The 18,434-nt window shown below is 62.2% G+C and carries 15 protein-coding genes; 7 read left to right on the top strand and 8 right to left on the bottom strand.

Translation table 11 applies throughout. The features are described 5' to 3' along the window. Positions 1-2: 2 nt before the first annotated feature. From NL154_RS01780 to NL154_RS01770, 3 genes are all read right to left on the bottom strand, one after another. Positions 3-1,145, bottom strand: a complete 1,143-nt coding sequence (locus tag NL154_RS01780) for an ABC transporter ATP-binding protein (RefSeq protein WP_210629155.1) — start codon at positions 1,143-1,145, stop codon at positions 3-5. 89 nt (positions 1,146-1,234) lie between these two features. Further along, positions 1,235-2,332: a polyamine ABC transporter substrate-binding protein gene (locus NL154_RS01775; protein WP_064800725.1), complete on the bottom strand. Its 1,098-nt coding sequence runs from the start codon at positions 2,330-2,332 to the stop codon at positions 1,235-1,237. Positions 2,333-2,457: 125 nt separating this feature from the next. After that, positions 2,458-3,867, bottom strand: coding sequence for a helix-turn-helix domain-containing protein (locus NL154_RS01770; protein WP_221154433.1), 1,410 nt, complete (start codon positions 3,865-3,867; stop codon positions 2,458-2,460). A gap of 191 nt (positions 3,868-4,058) precedes the next feature. Between NL154_RS01770 and aceA the strand changes: the two genes are divergently transcribed. Continuing rightward, positions 4,059-5,348 carry an isocitrate lyase gene (gene aceA, locus NL154_RS01765; protein WP_434733477.1) on the top strand — a complete coding sequence of 430 codons (1,290 nt, stop codon included), beginning with the start codon at positions 4,059-4,061 and terminating at the stop codon, positions 5,346-5,348. A 21-nt stretch (positions 5,349-5,369) separates the two neighbouring features. Beyond that, a complete protein-coding gene (locus NL154_RS01760) occupies positions 5,370-5,606 on the top strand; it encodes an SMc00767 family acetate metabolism repressor (protein WP_210629158.1) in 237 nt (78 codons plus the stop codon). A 112-nt stretch (positions 5,607-5,718) separates the two neighbouring features. On the opposite strand, the gene NL154_RS01755 is transcribed toward NL154_RS01760, so the two are convergent. Continuing rightward, positions 5,719-6,588 (bottom strand): LysR family transcriptional regulator, encoded by an 870-nt coding sequence (locus NL154_RS01755; RefSeq protein WP_210629159.1) that lies wholly within the window; start codon positions 6,586-6,588, stop codon positions 5,719-5,721. A gap of 90 nt (positions 6,589-6,678) precedes the next feature. On the opposite strand from NL154_RS01755, the gene NL154_RS01750 reads away from it, so the two are divergent. Beyond that, the gene (locus NL154_RS01750; RefSeq protein WP_210629160.1) at positions 6,679-6,930 is read left to right on the top strand and encodes a hypothetical protein; all 252 of its coding nucleotides are present in this window, start codon (positions 6,679-6,681) and stop codon (positions 6,928-6,930) included. Here NL154_RS01750 and NL154_RS01745 read toward each other — a convergent pair. From NL154_RS01745 to NL154_RS01730, 4 genes are all read right to left on the bottom strand, one after another. Next, positions 6,903-8,750: a methyl-accepting chemotaxis protein gene (locus NL154_RS01745; protein WP_221146742.1), complete on the bottom strand. Its 1,848-nt coding sequence runs from the start codon at positions 8,748-8,750 to the stop codon at positions 6,903-6,905. The genes NL154_RS01750 and NL154_RS01745 overlap by 28 nt on opposite strands. A 153-nt stretch (positions 8,751-8,903) precedes the next feature. Beyond that, on the bottom strand, positions 8,904-11,435 hold the full coding sequence (locus tag NL154_RS01740) for a methyl-accepting chemotaxis protein (protein WP_434733476.1): 2,532 nt from the start codon (positions 11,433-11,435) through the stop codon (positions 8,904-8,906). A 311-nt stretch (positions 11,436-11,746) separates the two neighbouring features. After that, positions 11,747-11,890 carry a hypothetical protein gene (locus NL154_RS01735; protein ID WP_210629163.1) on the bottom strand — a complete coding sequence of 48 codons (144 nt, stop codon included), beginning with the start codon at positions 11,888-11,890 and terminating at the stop codon, positions 11,747-11,749. Positions 11,891-12,035: 145 nt separating this feature from the next. Further along, the gene (locus NL154_RS01730; protein WP_210629164.1) at positions 12,036-13,217 is read right to left on the bottom strand and encodes an NAD(P)/FAD-dependent oxidoreductase; all 1,182 of its coding nucleotides are present in this window, start codon (positions 13,215-13,217) and stop codon (positions 12,036-12,038) included. A gap of 125 nt (positions 13,218-13,342) precedes the next feature. Here NL154_RS01730 and NL154_RS01725 point away from each other — a divergent pair, with 125 nt between their 5' ends. The 4 genes from NL154_RS01725 to pgl all read left to right on the top strand — a co-directional run bounded on the left by NL154_RS01725 (position 13,343) and on the right by pgl (position 18,400). Beyond that, the gene (locus NL154_RS01725; protein WP_434733475.1) at positions 13,343-14,779 is read left to right on the top strand and encodes a glutamine synthetase family protein; all 1,437 of its coding nucleotides are present in this window, start codon (positions 13,343-13,345) and stop codon (positions 14,777-14,779) included. Between the two features lie 7 nt (positions 14,780-14,786). Beyond that, positions 14,787-16,082: an NAD(P)/FAD-dependent oxidoreductase gene (locus tag NL154_RS01720; RefSeq protein WP_434733474.1), complete on the top strand. Its 1,296-nt coding sequence runs from the start codon at positions 14,787-14,789 to the stop codon at positions 16,080-16,082. A 133-nt stretch (positions 16,083-16,215) separates the two neighbouring features. Continuing rightward, entirely contained in the window at positions 16,216-17,691 is a 1,476-nt protein-coding gene (gene zwf, locus NL154_RS01715; RefSeq protein WP_210629167.1) for a glucose-6-phosphate dehydrogenase, read from the top strand. A 10-nt stretch (positions 17,692-17,701) separates the two neighbouring features. After that, positions 17,702-18,400: a 6-phosphogluconolactonase gene (gene pgl, locus NL154_RS01710; protein ID WP_434733473.1), complete on the top strand. Its 699-nt coding sequence runs from the start codon at positions 17,702-17,704 to the stop codon at positions 18,398-18,400. Positions 18,401-18,434: the final 34 nt, after the last annotated feature.

Raw genomic sequence — 18,434 nt, 5'->3', positions numbered from 1 at the left:
CCTCAATCCTTCAGCAGCACGCCGCCATTCTCGTCGAACGAAACCCAGACGTCCTGATCATAGGTGAACGGGTCTTCGACGGAACGCTGCGCGTTGAGGGAAGAAGCTCTGACGAATTTGCCGCTCGGCAGCTTGATATGGAAGACGGTCATGTCGCCGAGATAGCCGATATCCCAGATCTCGCCTTTGGCGGCATTGACCGAGGCATTCGCGGGGGCCGTGCGCGCCACGCGGATCTTTTCCGGGCGGATGGCAAAACCGACCGTTTTGCCGACGGCCGGCGTCTCGGTGGCGGCCGTCCGGATCGTCAGGCCGGTTTCGACCGAAATCTCGACCGCGCCGTTTTCCGACGTCGTCACCTTGCCGTCGAAGATATTCACGTCGCCGATGAAGTCCGCGACGAAGCGGGAATTCGGCGCCTCGTATATTTCGGCCGGCGTTGCCACCTGCACGACCTTGCCGTGGCTCATGACCGCGATGCGGTCGGCCATGGTCATCGCCTCTTCCTGATCGTGGGTGACCACAACGAAGGTGAGACCGAGCGTCTGTTGCAGGTCCATCAGTTCGAACTGAGTTTCCTCGCGCAGCTTCTTGTCGAGCGCGCCAAGCGGTTCGTCGAGCAGCAGCACTTTCGGGCGTTTGGCGAGCGAGCGGGCGAGCGCAACGCGCTGGCGCTGACCGCCGGAGAGCTGGTTCGGTTTGCGTGAGGCAAACTGCTCGAGCTTTACGAGCTTCAGCATCTGCGTCACGCGCTCAGTCATTTCGTCCTTCGGCATGCCGTCCTGCTTGAGGCCGAAGGCGATATTCTTCTCGACGGTCATATGCGGAAAAAGCGCGTAAGACTGGAACATCATGTTGACCGGCCGCTTGTAGGGCGGCGTGCCGGCGAGGTCGGTGCCATCGAGGATGATTTCGCCCGAGGTCGGCTGCTCGAAGCCGGCGAGCATGCGCAGAAGCGTCGACTTGCCGCAGCCGGACGCACCGAGCAGCGCGAAGAACTCGCGGTGATAAATGTTCAGCGACAGATCATCGACGGCGGTGAAATTGCCGAAGCGCTTGGTGACATTCTTGAAGGCTATGAAAGGTTTTGCAGAAGGGTCGGTCCAGGGTGCGAAGGCGCGGCGGATATTGCCCAAAGATTTCATAATATTCCCCGAATATAAGTTTTCAGCCGGCCTCCACCCCGGGCCGGTAATGAAAGGCCCGGACGTTTCCGTCCGGGCCTGGCATCGACTTACTGGCCGGTCACGACCTTCGTCCAGATTCGCGTTGCCGTGCGCTGCGTCTTCGGATCCCACGGCTTGACGGTGAAAAGGTTCTTCATCACCTCGTCGGTCGGATAGACCGCCGGATCTTCCAGCACTTCCTTGCTGACGAACTGCTGCGAGGCCTTGTTGCCGTTGGCATAGAAGGTGTGGTCGCTCGCCTTGGCGATGACCTCGGGCTTCATCAGGTAGTTCAGGAATTCATGCGCTTCGGCCACGTGCTTGGCATCGGCGGGGATTGCCATCATGTCGAACCACATCTGAGCGCCCTGCACGGGGATCGAATAATTGACCTCGACGCCGTTCTTGGCTTCGGCCGCGCGGTCGCGGGCCTGCAGCATGTCGCCGGAATAACCGAAGGCAATGCAGATGTCGCCATTGGCAAGGGCGTTGATATATTCGGACGAGTGGAACTTGCGGATATAGGGGCGCACCGCCGTCAGCAATGCCTCGACCTTCTTGAAATCCTCGGCCTTGGTGGAGTTCGGATCGAGGCCGAGATAACGCAGCGCCGTGGTCATCACGTCCTTCGGCGTGTCGAGCACGTAGATGCCGCAGTCCTTGAACTTTTCGGCGACCTTCGGATCGAAAATCACTTCGAGACCGGGCTTGGCGTCAGGCCCGAGGATTTCAGCGACCTTCTTGACGTTATAGCCGATACCGTCGGTCCCCCACATGTAATCGACGGCGTATTCGTTGCCCGGGTCATAGGAAGCGGTGCGCTGCTGGATCACGTCCCACATGTTGGAAAGGTTCGGCAGCTTCGACTTGTCGAGCTTCTGGAAGACGCCTGCCTGGATCTGGCGCTGCAGGAAGTCGGCGGTGGGAACGACGACGTCATAACCGGTGCCGCCGGCAAGCAGCTTGGTTTCCACCGTCTCGTTCGAATCAAAGGTGTCGTAAACGACCTTGATGCCGGTTTCCTTGGTGAAGTCGGCAAGGATGCTGTCGTCGATATAATCCGACCAGTTGTAAACGTTGACGACGCGCTCCTGCGCAACGGCCGGCGCGGCGGCAAGGAGCGCGGCGATGGCTGCGGCCGTCACGGTTGCGATGGTTGACCTCATGACTTCTCCTGTTTGTTCGAAGAGCCCGCATCCGCGAACCTCTTTTCCCTCTGGTTTTGCCCCGCAGACTAAGAAGGAATTTCTAACCCCACAAGCGCAAAAACTGCGCTTTCAATCATTTCACCTCACTGGAAGTCGAAGGCGCTGAGGCCCGCCACCATCTCGTCGAGCCCGAGCGGCCGCGTTACCGGCGGCTCAGCGCGGGAAAGGCAGCCGCGCCGCTCGCAAAGACGACAGGCTGAGCCGATCGCAACCGGATCGAGCGCCGCCGCCTGCCCGTAGACCACGCCATCCGCGAGGGCGGCATCGCAGCCGATCAGAATCGCGGTGCGTCTGATCCTTTCGCCGAATTCGACGCTCGGCCCCTCCAGGGTGCGCGCGACCGTCAGGAAGGAGGCGCCATCCGGCATGACGACGGTCTCGGCGAGAATCTGGCCCGGCTGCAGGAAGGCGGCATGGATATTGAGCTTTGGACAGCCGCCGCCGAAACGGGCCTGCGGAAAGCCCTGGGCGCCGGCGCGCCGCAGCCGATGGCCGGCCGCATCGATCTCGACCAGGAAGAAGGGGATGGCTGCCGCCCCAGGTCGCTGCAGCATCGTCAGACGCGTTGCCGCATGGCCGAAGGAGACGCCGAAACGCGCGCGAAGAATATCGATGTCGTAACGCGTCGCCTTAGCCGCCGACAGGAAGGCCTCGTAGGGCATTGCCAGCGCCAGGGCCGCAATGCGGGCAAGCTCGAAGCGGGCGATGCGGCGCGCCTCGGCGGAAGAAAGCGAGAGATCGTCGAGCTCGGCATCGATGGCCGGCAGCAAGGCAAGGTTTGCGACCTCGACTGAGATTTCGTGCGCACGATCGGCCGGCGACAGCCGTTCCGAAATGAAAAGCCGCATCGAATGCCGATCGAAACGGCGGCGCAGATCCGGCATGACGTGCACGGGCAAGACGCGCACAGCAATGCCGCGTTCGGCGCGCAGCCAGTCCTTCAGCCCCGCCGCAAGATCGAGGCCGCCGGGCACCGTCGCAGCAAAGGCCTCCGCCGCGGTCTCGATCCGTCCGAAATAGCCCGATCGGCGCTCCAGCGTCTCGTGCAGCTCGTCCAGCGGCAGCCGGCCGGCGGCAACGGGCGCATGCCCTTCGGCCGCCATCAGCGCCGTCAGATCGGACAGCCGCGCGGCCTGTTCGCGGTAGGCGCGATAAAGCTTGATCATGCCGCTTGCGGCATTCGGCGCCGCCTCGGCCACCTCCACCAATTCCTGGTCGCCAGGCAGTTCGCCTGATAGCAGCGGGTCGGCGAAGACCTCCTTCAGCTGCCCGAGGCTGCCGCCGGTCTGCCCCCGCAACTCCTCCAGATCGACCCGGTAGACGGCCGCAAGCTTCAGGAGCAGCTGCACCGTCAACGGCCGCTGGTTGCGCTCAATGAGGTTCAGGTACGAAGGCGAAATCTCCAGCGCCTCGGCCATGGCGGTCTGCGTCAGCGCCAGCGCATTGCGGATGCGCCGCAGTTTAGGGCCTGCGAAGATCTTCCGTTCCGCCATGTCACACCTTTGACAAAGAACAGGAGCGTTTAATTTACAAAATTTTACAAATTCACAGCGCCCCTCTGTCAATCCTCGTCATCTTAACCTCTTTCCAGTGCAGAAATCAAAGGTTTTCCTGGCCAGACCAGCGCAAATTGTCAATCTTGTCATTCATCCATCCGAAGACGATTTTCAGTGAGGAGAGCCGCATGACCGATTTTTACAAGCTTGTCCGAAATGCACCAGCAGGCCGCTTCGACGGTATCGAACGGCCCTATTCGGCCGCTGACGTACAGCGGCTGAGAGGCTCGGTGGCGCTCAGCCATACGCTCGCCGAAATGGGGGCGGGTCGCTTGTGGCAGCTCATTCATCAGGAAGACTTCGTCAATGCGCTTGGCGCGCTCTCCGGCAACCAGGCTATGCAGATGGTGCGCGCCGGGCTGAAGGCGATCTATCTCTCCGGCTGGCAGGTGGCGGCTGACGCCAATACGGCATCGGCGATGTATCCCGACCAGTCGCTTTATCCCGCCAATGCCGGGCCGGAACTCGCCAAGCGCATCAACCGCACGCTGCAGCGGGCCGATCAGATCGAGACAGCTGAGGGCAACGGCCTTACCGTCGAGACCTGGTTTGCGCCGATCGTTGCCGATGCGGAGGCCGGTTTCGGAGGACCGCTCAACGCCTTCGAGATCATGAAGGCCTATATCGAGGCGGGTGCGGCGGGCGTCCATTTCGAGGATCAGCTCGCTTCGGAGAAGAAATGCGGCCATCTCGGCGGCAAGGTGCTGATCCCGACAGCCGCCCATATCCGCAATCTCGACGCCGCCCGGCTTGCCGCCGACGTCTTGGGCGTGGCGACGCTGGTCATCGCCCGCACCGATGCGGAGGCAGCAAAACTGCTGACGTCTGATATCGATGAGCGCGACCAGCCCTTCGTCGACTATGATGCCGGGCGCACGGTCGAGGGATTCTACCAGGTCAGAAACGGCATCGAGCCCTGCATCGCCCGTGCCGTCGCCTATGCGCCGCATTGCGACCTGATCTGGTGCGAGACCTCTAAGCCGGATCTGGAGCAGGCGCGCCGTTTTGCCGAGGGTGTGCACAAGGTCCATCCGGGCAAGCTGCTCGCCTATAATTGCTCGCCTTCCTTCAACTGGAAGAAAAATCTTGACGAGGCGACGATCGCAAAGTTCCAGCGCGAACTCGGCGCGATGGGCTACAAGTTCCAGTTCATCACGCTCGCGGGCTTCCACCAGCTGAACTATGGCATGTACGAGCTGGCGCGCGGCTACAAGCAGCGGCAGATGTCGGCCTATTCCGAACTGCAGCAGGCCGAATTCGCCGCAGAGGCGAACGGCTATACCGCCACCAAGCATCAACGCGAGGTCGGCACCGGCTATTTCGACGCCGTGTCGCTCGCCATCACCGGCGGCCGGTCTTCGACTACGGCAATGCACGATTCAACCGAACATGCGCAGTTCAAACCGGCTGCGGAATGAGCGCAAGAGGAGGATAAGATCATGGCATCCATCGCACGCGTCCGGGAGCGGGCCGAGCAGCAGGCATCGAGCATGAGCGAGGATCAACAGACGACGATCCGCATGCTCGCCAACGACCTGCATCGGCTGAACCAATCCGTCATGAAGGCCGTCGAGGCCGGCGTTTCGGTCGAACTGGTGCGCTCGGCTCGTCATCACGGCGGCGACGGCAACTGGGGCGACCTGTTGATCCCGGTTGTCGTCACCAACCGGCACTGACGAAACAGCCGGCAGCTCGGGCACATCGCTCGATCTGCCCTCGATCACAGCGTCCGCGCCTCGAAAGAAGGCGCGGACGCCTTATCGTCTTTCAGTCTTTCCAGCCTCGGCATCAGCCGCGGCTTGGACGCTTGCCGGCGAAGAGATCGGCATAGCTTCGGATCAGCCTGGTCATGCGGTCGGCGACCGTGCGGATCTCCGGGCGATGGCGATCCTCGGCATTCATGACGATCCATTGGCGGTGGCGCAATTCCGGCAGTTCGCTGCCCTGGCGCTGCAAATCGGGATGGAGATCGCCGACGAAACAGGGAAGCACTGTTTTGCCGGCGCCGGCGCGCACCAGATCCGGCAGCGAACGCGGCCGGTTAACCGTGGCGACGATCTCGGCGGCGGCATGGGCATGCGGCCAGCGCAGATAGGACGAGATCGCGTCCTCCTCGCCGACGGCTATCCAGCGCTCGTCCGGTTCGGCGGCGTTGCGCCTGCTATAGACCGCATAGGCCACCTCGCCGAGCTGGCGGGCGGCAAGATTGCCCTCCTCCGGCTCGAAGGCGCGAATGCCGATATCGCTCTCGCGATAGGCAAGGCTTGCCCGCGCCTCGCCGATTGTGAGAGCAACGGCGAAGGCATCGCCCGGCATGCGGATTGCGGCGAAATTCTCCGTCAACAGCCAGGCGACCCAGGTGCCGGCGGCGATCCGGACGGTCGTGCCACCCTCCCCGGACTGCCGCCAGGCTTCGACCTTGCGGGCGGCCGCCTCCATCTCTTGAAGGTGATCGAGCAGTGCCTGGCCGTCGCCAGTCAGCCGATAACCGGTCTGGCTGCGGGAAAACAAGGTGCGGCCGACCTCCTGTTCGAGATCGAGCATGCGCCGGCCGACGGTCGCCGGGCTGAGCCCGCTTGCGGCACTGGCTCCCGTCAGGCCGCCAAGCCGGGCGACCTGCAGGAAAAGCTGATAGGAATCCCAATTCGCGTTTTTCATCAGTGAAAAACATAGCGTGGATTTGCCTGTTTATGAAGAGAAATTCGATGCTTAAATCCAGGGATGTACTCGAGTAGGAAAGGACATCCCATGTTCGATATGATCACCATCGCAGGCGTCCACGGATTTCGGCATCATTGCGGTCCGAGCAACAGCAAGGCCGACGAGGATCGGTTCTATGCCGAGTTCGGAGACAGCGGCATCATTCGCTTTGCAGCTTGGCTGACCTCGCTCGACCTCATGCTCAAGCGTGTCGCCCCAACGGAAAGACGCCGCAAAGTTGCGGCGCAATCCTGCGGCAGCGGCCGCGCTCCTCAGGCGACCTTCCTTGCGCCGCGGTGAGCGGCCGCGGGCTCTACGCCGATGCGGAAACGCTCGATCAGCGCCATCAGCGTATCGGCCTCGCCGGCAAGCAGGCGGCTTGCCTGCGTCGTCTCGGCAACCATCGAGGCGTTCTTCTGGGTCATCTGGTCCATGGCGTTGACCGAACTGTTGACCTCCTGCAGCGCGGCCGCCTGGTCGCGGTTGGCGGTGGCGATGGTCTCGACATGGCCGCTGATTGCGATGATCTCCTGGCTGATCGAAGCAAGGACGCTGCCAGTCTTCTGGACGAGCTCCGAGCCGGCCGTGACTTCGCGGCTTGATGTCTCGATCAGCGACTTGATCTCGCGCGCCGCATCGGCCGAGCGCTGGGCGAGTTCGCGGACCTCCTGGGCGACGACGGCAAAACCCTTGCCCGCCTCGCCGGCGCGCGCCGCCTCGATGCCGGCATTCAGCGCCAGAAGGTTGGTCTGGAAGGCGATGTCGTCGATCACCTCGATGATCTGCTCGATACGCTGCGAGGCTCCTTCGATACGCTCCATGGCGGCGACGGCATCGCCGACCACGGTGCCGGAATTGTCGGCCGTCTTCTTGGTCGCGGCGACGACGCTGTTGGCTTCGCGGGCACGCTCGGCGGAGGAGCGAACCGTGACCGTAATCTCCTCCACCGCGGCGGCGGTCTCCTCCAGGCTCGCCGCCTGCGCCTCGGTGCGCTTCGAAAGCTCGCCGGCGGAGGCCGAAACGGCGCTGCTGTTGCGCTGGATCGTCGAGGCGCTGTCGCGGATGCCGGAGAGCGTATCCTGGAGCCGGAGCAGCGATGCGTTGAAATCGACGCGCAGTTGTTCCAGCCGGCCGATAAAGGGCGTGCCGATCGTTTGCGAGACATCACCCTGGGACAGGCGCCCGAGGCCAGCCGCCAGCTGGCTGACGGCAAAATCGATCTGGCTGTCGAGCGAGCGCTTGTCAGCATCGTTGCGGGCGCGTTCGGCATCACCCAAGGCGCGCTGTTCGACTGCCTGCGTTTCCAGATTGCGCCTGGCACGGGCGCTGTCACGGAAGAGCGCAAGAGCCCGGCCGATTTCGCCGAACTCATTCTTCTTCTCGAGACAGGGGATCGCGCCGTCAAGATCGCCCGAGGAGATCGAGTGGACGCTCGCCGTCAGCGCCTGCAGGGGCCGCACCGACAGGCGGATCGCATAGAAGGCGAGAACGCCGACGAGCAGCATGACGACGGCGCCGATGCCGAGAACCAGGATCAGCAGCTCATTCATGCGTTGATAATAGAACTCCATCGGGATGCCGATGAAGATTATGCCGACATTGACGTTCGACGCGTTCTTGATCGGGAAATAGCCTGTCATGAATTTGCGGCCGAATAGCTCGGCGGGTCCGTAATAGGCCTCGCCCCGGGCGAGAACCGCCTGGGCCGGGTGCTCGGCTGCAAGTTTGGTGCCGAGGGCGCGGTCGCCGTTTTCCTTCTTGACGTTGGTGGAGATGCGAACGTAGTCGCTGCCCTGCTTTTGGAAGATCGTCGCGACACCGGCGATCGACTGCGCGGTGCGGTCGACAAGCGAATGATCGGCAAGGGCCGGAACCGCGTCCTCGGTGACGGCGGCAAGCTGATTATTCATCACCTCGATCTTCGCGGCCGGATCAGCCGCGCCGTAAAGGACAGCCATGGCGCGGGCGGCGTTCCGGGCATCCGAGACAGCCCCGTCCATCACATGGCGGCTCAGATTGTAATAGGTCGCGCCGACGATAGCGGCCGTGCTGATCGCCAGCAGAAACAGCGTGATCGCCACGATCTGGCTGACAATAGATGTAGAGAAAAGGCGCAGCATGAAAAACCCCCGGCCGGCAACAAGGGCTAAATTAGAGGAAAAGCGTTAAGGAAAATTTTCCGTAAATCAGGGCGGCAGTGAGCGCGATTCTGGAACAAAAGAAAACGGCCCCGGGAAGAGCCGGGGCCGTTTGGATGAGAAAAGGATCAGCGATCAGGCGGCGCGGTAGACCTGGGCCTCGGCCGCCTCGCCGTGGATCTTGAACTGCTGGATGAGGCGGCGCAGCGCATCGGCCTCGTCGGCGAGTTCGCGGCTGGCAGCGGTCGTCTCCTCGACCATGGCGGCGTTCTTCTGCGTCATCTGATCCATCTGGTTGACCGTCGAGTTGACGCTCTGCAGCGCGTTGGACTGATCGTGGCTGGCACGGGCGATCATCTCGACATGCTGGCTGATCGTGACGATCTGTGCGCTGATCTTCGCAAGCACGGTGCCGGTTTCCTGGACGAATTGCGAGCCGGAGCTGACCTCGCTGGTCGACTTGTTGATCAGCCCCTTGATCTCCTGCGCGGCAGCGGCGGAGCGCTGAGCGAGTTCGCGGACTTCCATGGCGACGACTGCAAAGCCCTTGCCGGCCTCCCCGGCGCGCGCTGCCTCGATGCCGGCGTTGAGCGCCAGCAAATTGGTCTGGAAGGCAATCTCGTCGATGACGCCGATGATCTGCTCGATCTGACGCGAGGCTTCCTCGATGCGGCCCATGGCGTCGATCGCATTGCTGACGACGACGGCGGAATCGTCGGCGCTGCGCTTGGCCTGGCGGACGATCTGGTCGGCATCCTTGGCGCGTTCGGCCGACGAGCGGACCGTGACGGTGATCTGATCGACGGCGGCGGCGGTCTCTTCGAGCGAGGCGGCCTGCTGTTCCGTGCGCTTGGAGAGATCCTCGGCCGAACGGGCCATCTGGTTGCCGTTGCCCTGGATCAATTCGACGTTGTCACGGATCTGGCTCATCGTCGCCTGCAGGCGCAGCATCGAGCCGTTGAAATCCTGGCGCAGCTGTTCGAGACGGCCGATGAAGGGTGTCTCGATCGTCGTCGAGATATCGCCCTGCGACATGCGCTCGAGGCCGGCGGCGAGTGCGTTGACCGCGAATTCGATCTGGCGATCCATCTCGCGCTTTTCGGCATCGTTGCGCTGGCGCTCGTGTTCGGCGGCAGCGCGCTCCTCGTCGCTCTGTTCTTCTATGCGGATCTTCGAGATGGCGTTTTCTTTGAAGATGCCGAGTGCCCGGGCCATGTCGCCGATTTCGTCGTGGCGCTGCTCGCCCGATATGCTGGTATCCAGCGCGCCTTCGGCGATGCGGCGCATGGCGCCGGTGATCTGGCTGATCGGACGCTGCAGCGTCAGCACCAGAGCGATGCCGCCGAGGATCGACAGGAGGATGCCGAGGCCGGTGGTCATGACGGAGATGCTGTTTGCCTGGGTGCGCTCGGTGCCGGCCGTCTGCTTCTGCAGTTCGGCGAAATCGGTGAGCTTCTTCCAGATGCCGTCGAGTTCCTGGCGGGCCGCTGCATAGGCCGTGACGCGCTCGCCGATCGTATCGACGATCTTCGAGCCGCCGCCGGAAATGGCGTCGAGCGCCGGCTTGATCGCCTCCGATATGCCTTCGGCAAAACCCATGCCCTTGGCGCTTGTTGTTAGCACTTCCATGTCCTTGCCGAGCGTGCCGGTCTGCTGTTGCAGACGGACGAGATTTTCCTTGCTTGAATTGGCGAGGAAATCGGAAAGGACGATCTGCAGCGCGTAGACGGAGTTTTCGAGACGCCGCGTATCCTGAAGGACGGAATTGGTCTGGGCGATGCGGCCTTCCAGTTCGGCGAAACGCTGTGTCGCCTCACGCATCTTCTGCGTCGCGGTGAGCTGCGTATAGGTCGAGGTCTGGCGGAAGCGGGACACGAGACGACCGAGCTCGGTGATGTTTTCCTCCGTCGGGCTGGGCATCTCGGCGATCTGCTTGATGCTGTCGATGGTCGCAGCCAGCGAATCGATGACATTCTTCTGGTTGGTGGGGACCGAGATTGCGATCAGCCGCTGGGACTTCATGATCTCCGGCAGCTGTTCCTTGATGTAGGCGATCTTTTCCTCAGGCGTCTGCGGCTTGCTGTAACCGCTGGCGACGCTGCCAAGGAAATCGCCGCCCTTCAGCAGGCGGTCGGCCGTGCGCAGCGTGATCGTGGCGGCGCCCTCGTCGCGCTGAAGCGCGGTCTGCAGTTCATCGGCCTGATAGGAGACCGTGAAGCGGGTGCTGATCAGGCTCTTCTGCGCCGCGTCGATCTGCTCGTGCAGCTTCTGCTCCTGCTCGTGCAGGCCCCAGAGCTTGTCGACGACGCCGGAAATATCCTTGGTGCGGCGCGATGCCTCGGCAAGGCTGTCGCGGCCGGCGGCCTCTTCTCCGACCTGATCCAGCGTCTGGTCGAGCACGCCCTGCTGGGTCTTCAGATCCGACAGCAGCTTGTCGCGCGCCTCGGGGCTGGTGACGCGCAGGAAATCGTCCATCGAACCGTAGAGATCCTTGAATCCGCTCAGCGACTGCAGCACGCTGTTGGATATTTCCATGCGGCCCTGGAGAAGCCCGGATGCGTAAAGGCCGGTCAAGCCCACCGCCGAAATGGTGACGACAAAGGGCAGAACGAAGATCAGAACCTTGGTCTTGATCCTGAAGCGGGAAAGAATCTTGTCAATCAACATGGCGTTCCGAGCCTTTCATACACTACTCCTCCCGCGGGCAGCCATAAGGCGCGCCAGCCGAGTGCACATCGAACTATTCTCTTTCCATCGGGGAACCTGGAGGCCAGGCGGCAGTCATTGCCGGTTCATGTCCAAGCAGAGTTGGAAACGCCCAAATAATCGCGGGCAATAGTGTCAGATTAGATATTAATTTTCAGATAAGCGGTCATGGTGACTTAAGCCAAGGCGGTGAAATAATTGCAGATTATGCGCCACGCAGCCGCAGTGTTGCGAACGGGGGCCGCAAGTTTGCTTGTCGACGCTCGGCAGGATCAGATGAGGTGAGCGAGCAGCAGCGCCAAGCTGGCGGCGGTCGCGCCGGCTGCGAGCATCAGGTATCGCAGGGTGGCGATGCGGGCGTCGGGTTTTGCCTGGGCGATTGCGATGGCGCGGGCGCGTCGTGCGTTTCTGTTCATGCTCGAAACCTCACTTTTGTGACACAACAGTCCAACAAAAAGGCCTGCCGGTAAAGCTTAATTTGGGAAAAGCTTTCAGAGCCGGCAATTGAGACAGGATGGCGCACCTCTCTTAAGAAGTCTTGAATCGTTACACCGGATATTTCTATGCGCATTCGCCGGCGGCAAAGCCGGAAGCCCAGGCCCATTGGAAATTATAGCCGCCGAGCCAGCCGGTGACGTCGACACATTCCCCGACGAAATAAAGGCCTGGAACGGTCTTTGCTTCCATGCTGCGGGAATCGAGCGCCGCCGTGTCGATGCCGCCGAGCGTCACTTCGGCGGTGCGGTAGCCTTCAGAGCCGGACGGTTTGATGATCCAGTTCTGGGCGCTGGCGGCCAGCCGCTGCAGCGCCTTGTCGGGCAGATCGGCCATATTGCCGGCGATCTTTTCCCGCTCGACGAGAAACTGGGCCAGCCGCTTCGGCAGGATATCGCCGAGAGCTGTCTGGGCCGACTGGCGGCCTTTCAACTGCTTTGCCGTCTTCAGCTGCGCTGATATGTCGACATCCGGCTCGACCGCGACAACGATTTCATCGCCCTCCCGCCAGTAGGACGAGATCTGCAGGATGGCGGGACCGCTTAAGCCCCGATGGGTAAACAGCAGCGCTTCGCGAAAAGCGGTGCGGCCATGGCGGATTTCGGCAGGTGCGGAAATGCCGGCAAGCGGCGCTAAGCTTGCAAGCAGGCCGGGATCGAGCGTCAGCGGCACGAGACCCGGGCGGGTTTCGAGCACGGCCAGCCCGAACTGCTCGGCAAGGCGATAGGCAAAGCCGGTGGCGCCCATCTTCGGGATCGATTTGCCGCCGGTCGCAACGATGAGAGAGGATGCCTCGAAGACGCTTTCGCCCGTGGAGACGCGGAAGCCAGCCTCACTTCTCTCGACACCTGATATTTCGGTGCCGAGATGCAGGCCCGCGCCGGCCGCGCGCATCTCGTCCAGCAGCATGCGGATGATGTCCTTGGCGCTGTCGTCGCAGAACAATTGGCCGAGCGTCTTTTCGTGCCAGGCAATGCCGTGTCGGTCGACCATGGCGATGAAATCGGCGGGCGTGAAACGGGCAAGCGCCGACTTGCAGAAATGCGGATTGGCGGACAGGAAATTCTTCGGCTCGGCATGGATATTGGTGAAATTGCAGCGACCGCCGCCCGATATGCGGATCTTCTCGCCAGGCACCTTCGCATGGTCGATGACGACGACCGAGCGGCCGCGTTTACCCGCGCGAATGGCCGCCATCATGCCGGCGGCTCCGGCGCCGATGATGATGACGTCGCTTTTGTGCTGCAAACCCTTTTCCCCAATCCAACCGGCGTCTTCTTTTCCATCAAAGGGCGAAAGTCAACGTTCTCAACCCCTCGCCAATTGGCAAACTCCGGCTATGATGGCGCCACGATCAACCAAACCGGTGTGTCATGTCCCCAAAAAAGACGACGCTGAAGCCTGCCAGAAACGTACCCGCCTCGACGAAAACACCTCCGGACCCCGGATCCCTGCGCGGCGTTGCGAACTGGAAGGAAGCGGCGCAGTGGCTGAGGGCCAGGGGCATCGAAGACATCGAATGCATCACGCCGGACCTTGCCGGCGTGCCGCGCGGCAAGATGATGCCGAGTTCCAAATTTACCTCCAACACCTCGCTGGCGCTGCCTTCGGCGATCTACCGGCATACGATTTCCGGCGAGTATCCGGAGGAGACGGAGAGCTTCCGATACGAGCCGCGCGACAGCGACCTGAAGCTGATGCCCGACCTTTCGACGCTTTCGGTCGTGCCCTGGGAGACCGACCCGACGGCCCAGGTGATCTGCGACATCGTCGATTCGGACGGCGGGGAAGTGCCCTATACGCCGCGCAACGTCTTGAAGCGGATCATGAGCCTCTATCACGACCGCGGCTGGAAGCCGATCGTGGCGCCGGAGATCGAGTTCTATCTGGTCGCCAAGAATGACGACCCCGACTATCCGCTGCATCCGCCGAAAGGCCGCTCCGGCCGCTCGATCCTCGGCGGCCAGGGCTATTCGATCGCCGGCATCAACGAGTTCGACGAACTGATCGACGATATCTACCACTTCTCCGAAAAGCAGGGGCTGGAGATCGATACGCTGATCCACGAGGAGGGACCGGCGCAGCTCGAGATCAACCTGCGCCATGGCAATCCGATCGAGCTTGCCGACCAGGTGTTCCTGTTCAAGCGCACGATCCGCGAGGCGGCGCTGAAGCACGACATCTACGCGACCTTCATGGCCAAGCCGATGCAGGGGCAGCCGGGCTCGGCGATGCATATCCACCAATCGGTGGTCAATATCGAGACGGGTAGGAACGTCTTCTCTAATCTGGACGGATCGGCCTCGAAGGAATTTTTCCATTTCATCGGCGGCATGCAGAAATTCGTGCCGAGCGCGATGGCGATGCTGGCCCCCTATGTGAATTCCTACCGCCGCCTGCAGCCCGACATGTCCTGCCCGGTCAACAATGCCTGGGGCTACGACAACCGGACGACCGCCTTCCGCGTCCCGGTTTCCGATCCGCAGGCGCGGCGGGTGGAAAACCGGCTGCCGAGTTCGGACGCCAATCCCTATCTGGCGCTCGCAGCCTCGCTCGCCGCCGGCCTGCTCGGCATCATGAGGCAGATCGAGCCGACGGCGCCGACCGAGGATTCGGCCAATGAAGGCTCGATCGACCTGCCGCGCGGTCTGCTGGAAGCCGTGGCGCTGATGGAGGACGAGCTCGCCTTCGAAGAGGTGTTCGGCAAGCAGTTCATCGGCCTTTACGCCGGCGTCAAGCGCGGCGAGTTCGAGACCTTCATGCAGGTGATCAGTCCCTGGGAGCGGGAGTTTCTTCTGCTCAACGTGTGAGGATATCATGGCGTCGCAGGAGATGTGGCAAAGCCCGATTGCGCCCGGGCTATCCTGGTACCAAGCAAACGTCGGGGGGCGGCCGACCTACGCCGCTCTCGACGGCTCGAGGACATGCGACGTCGCCATTGTCGGCGGCGGCTATACCGGCCTGCAGGCCGCCTACAACCTCGCCAAGTCGGGCGTTTCGGTGGTGCTGATCGAGGCATGGCGCTTCGGCGACGGAGCCTCCGGGCGCAATGGCGGCCAGCTCGGCACCGGCCAGCGGTGGTGGCCGGAAGAGCTTGAGGAAAAGATCGGCTACGAACGCTCGAAGGCGCTGTTCGATGTCGCCGAGGCGGCCAAGCGCCATCTTCTCGATTTCGCCAGGGAACATCAGATCGAGATCGATTACGTGCCTGGCCAGCTCAACGTCGCGCACAAGGCAAGCTACGAACGCGACTATCGTGAAAATGCGGAAATCGCCGCTGAGCGTTACGGCTATCCGCATTTGCGCTTCATGGACCGGAAGGAAACGCAGGAGCGGCTCGGCTCAAACCGTTTCCACTGCGGCGTGCGTGATGTCGGCACCGGCCATATTCATCCGCTGAAGCTGCTCATCGGGCTGGCGCGGGTGGCCTCCAATGCCGGCGCTGATATCTTCGAGATGACCCCTGCAAAGGCGATCCGCCAAACCGGCGGCAAGGTGATGATCGAAACCGAAAGGGGAACGATCACCGCCGACCGGGCGCTAGTCGCCTGCAACGGTCATATCGGCAATCTGGAGCCGGTGACGGCAAGTCATGTCATGCCAATCCGCTCCTTTATCGGCGCCACCGTTCCGCTTGAGGCCTATCCCGATGTGCTGCCGGGAGGCGAAGCTGTCGCCGATTCGCGCTTCGTCGTTCGCTATTTCCGCAAAGTCGAAGGCCGCCTGCTGTTCGGTGGCCGCGAGGCCTATACGGCGGACAATCCCCGGGACATATCGCGGCACATCCGACGGCAGATCGGCGAGGTCTATCCTGGCTTGAAGGATATCCAGATCACCCATGCCTGGGGCGGCAGCGTCGGAATCACCATGCCGCGCCAGCTTTTCGTGCGCGATGTGATGCCCGGCGTCACCTCGATCGGTGGTTACTCCGGCCATGGCGTCATGCTGTCAAACTACTGTGGCAGGCTCTATGCGGAAACGGTGCTTGGCAAATCCGGCGATCTCGACCTGTTCAGATCGCTCGATATTCCTGCCTTTCCCGGCGGAGCCCGGATGCGGGCGCCGCTGCTTTTCCTCGCCTTGTCGTGGTTTGCGCTTCGCGACAAGTTTTAGTCCGATTGCGGATTTCCTCTTCCGGCAATTCGCTCTAAAACCGGAGCCCGACAGATTCATTGCACTGCACACTAGCTTTTTTAAATCGATTAGATTAAAAGGGCCGCAACCAGCCTGATTGAGAGACAAGCTCATGAGCAGCCAGATCATTCCCGTTGAGCCCTTTGATTGCGTCGTCTTCGGCGGCAGCGGCGACCTTGCCGAGCGGAAGCTTTTGCCCGCGCTCTACCATCGCCAGATCGAGGGCCAGTTCAAGGAGCCGACGCGTATCATCGGCGCCTCGCGCAGCCCGCTTTCGCATGAGGAATATCGCAAGTTCGCCAGGGACGCGCTGAAGGAACACCTGAAGAAAGGTGAATACGACGAAGACGAGGTCGAGAAGTTCTGTGCCCGCCTCTATTATGTTTCAGTCGACGCCCGCACGGACACCGGCTGGGATGAGCTGAAAAAGCTGCTCGACGAAAGCAAGGATCGGGTGCGCGGCTTCTATCTGGCGGTTGCACCTGGCATCTTCGGCGACATTTCGCAAAAGATCCATGATCACAAGCTGATCACCAAGTCGACCCGCATCGTCGTCGAAAAACCGATCGGCCGCGACCTCGCCTCGGCGCTGCAGCTCAACGACACGATCGGCCGCGTCTTCAAGGAAGAGCAGATCTTCCGCATCGACCACTATCTCGGCAAGGAGACGGTGCAGAACCTGATGGCGCTGCGTTTTGCCAACGCGCTCTATGAGCCGCTGTGGAACGCCAACTACATCGATCATGTGCAGATCACCGTGGCGGAATCGGTCGGCCTCGAAGGCCGCGCCGGCTATTACGATACCGCCGGTGCGCTGCGCGACATGGTGCAGAACCACATCCTGCAGCTGCTCTGCCTGACCGCGATGGAAGTGCCCTCGTCGATGGATTCGGAAGCCGTTCGCGACGAGAAGCTGAAGGTGCTGCGCGCCCTGAAGCCGCTCGACGCTTCCAATGTCGAGCAGGCGACGGTTCGCGGCCAGTACCGGGCCGGTGCATCGAGCAGCGGCCCGGTCAAGGGTTATCTCGAAGAGCTCGAAGGCGGCGTCTCCAACACCGAGACCTTCGTCGCCATCAAGGCGGAGATCAACAACTGGCGCTGGGCGGGTGTGCCCTTCTACATCAGAACCGGCAAGCGCCTTACCGGGCGCATGTCGGAAATCGTCATCACCTTCAAGCCGATCCCGCATGCGATCTTCGACCAGGCGGCCGGGCGCATTGTCGCCAACCAGCTGATCATTCGCCTGCAGCCGGATGAGGGGGTCAAGCAGTCGCTGATGATCAAAGATCCGGGTCCGGGCGGCATGCGCCTGCGCAGCGTATCGCTCGACATGAGCTTCGCCCAGGCCTTCAATGTCCGCAATCCCGACGCCTACGAGCGCCTGCTGATGGACGTGATCCGCTCCAACCAGACATTGTTCATGCGCCGCGACGAAGTCGAGGCCGCATGGAGGTGGGTGGATCCGATCCTCAAGGGTTGGGAAACGACCGGCCAGCAGGTGCAGGGCTATACGGCCGGCACCTGGGGCCCGAGCCAGGCCATCGCGCTGATCGAGCGCGACGGCCGCACCTGGCATGACGACATCTAGGACGACACCGATGGCATCGAACCTGCATTCCTTCGCCACTGCTGCCGACCTCGCCGACAGCCTCGCCGACACGGTCGCCGACAGGCTTTCGGCGGCAATCGCCGCCCGCGGTGCGGCGTCCATCGCCGTTTCCGGCGGTTCGACGCCGAAGGCCTTCTTCCAGGCGCTTTCGACACGCGACATCGCCTGGGACAAAGTGACGATCACGCTGGTGGACGAACGTTTCGTGCCGGCCGACAATGCCCGCTCGAACCACCTGCTGGTCGATGCCAACCTTCTTCAGAACAAGGCAAAAGCGGCGCGTTTCGTGCCGCTTTACCAGCCGGCATCCTCCGTCGAGGAGGCCGCACGGCTTGCGACGGAAAAAAGCGACGAAATCGGAATACCCTTCGACGTCGTCATCCTCGGCATGGGCGGCGACGGCCACACGGCTTCGTTCTTCCCCGGCGGCAGCAATCTTGCCCGGGCGCTCGACGCGTCGACGCCGCGCGGCGTCATCACCATGGAAGCGGAAGGAGCCGGCGAGCCGCGCCTGACCTTCACCTTCTCCAGTCTTCAGGATGCCGCACTCCTGGTGCTCCATATTGAGGGCGAAGGCAAAAAAGACGTTCTCGCAAAGGCGGAAGGCAGCGGTGACGAGGCAGAAATGCCGATCCGCGCCGTTCTGCGCCGGGCCACTTCCCCGGTCGAGATCTACTGGGCTCCCTGATCGGCCCCAGACCGGATCCGGATTTCAGGCCGGA

The sequence above is a fragment of the Rhizobium sp. YTUHZ044 genome (genome assembly GCF_051123975.1).
GTDB lineage: Bacteria > Pseudomonadota > Alphaproteobacteria > Rhizobiales > Rhizobiaceae > Rhizobium.
This window is presented reverse-complemented; position numbering and strand designations above follow the sequence as displayed.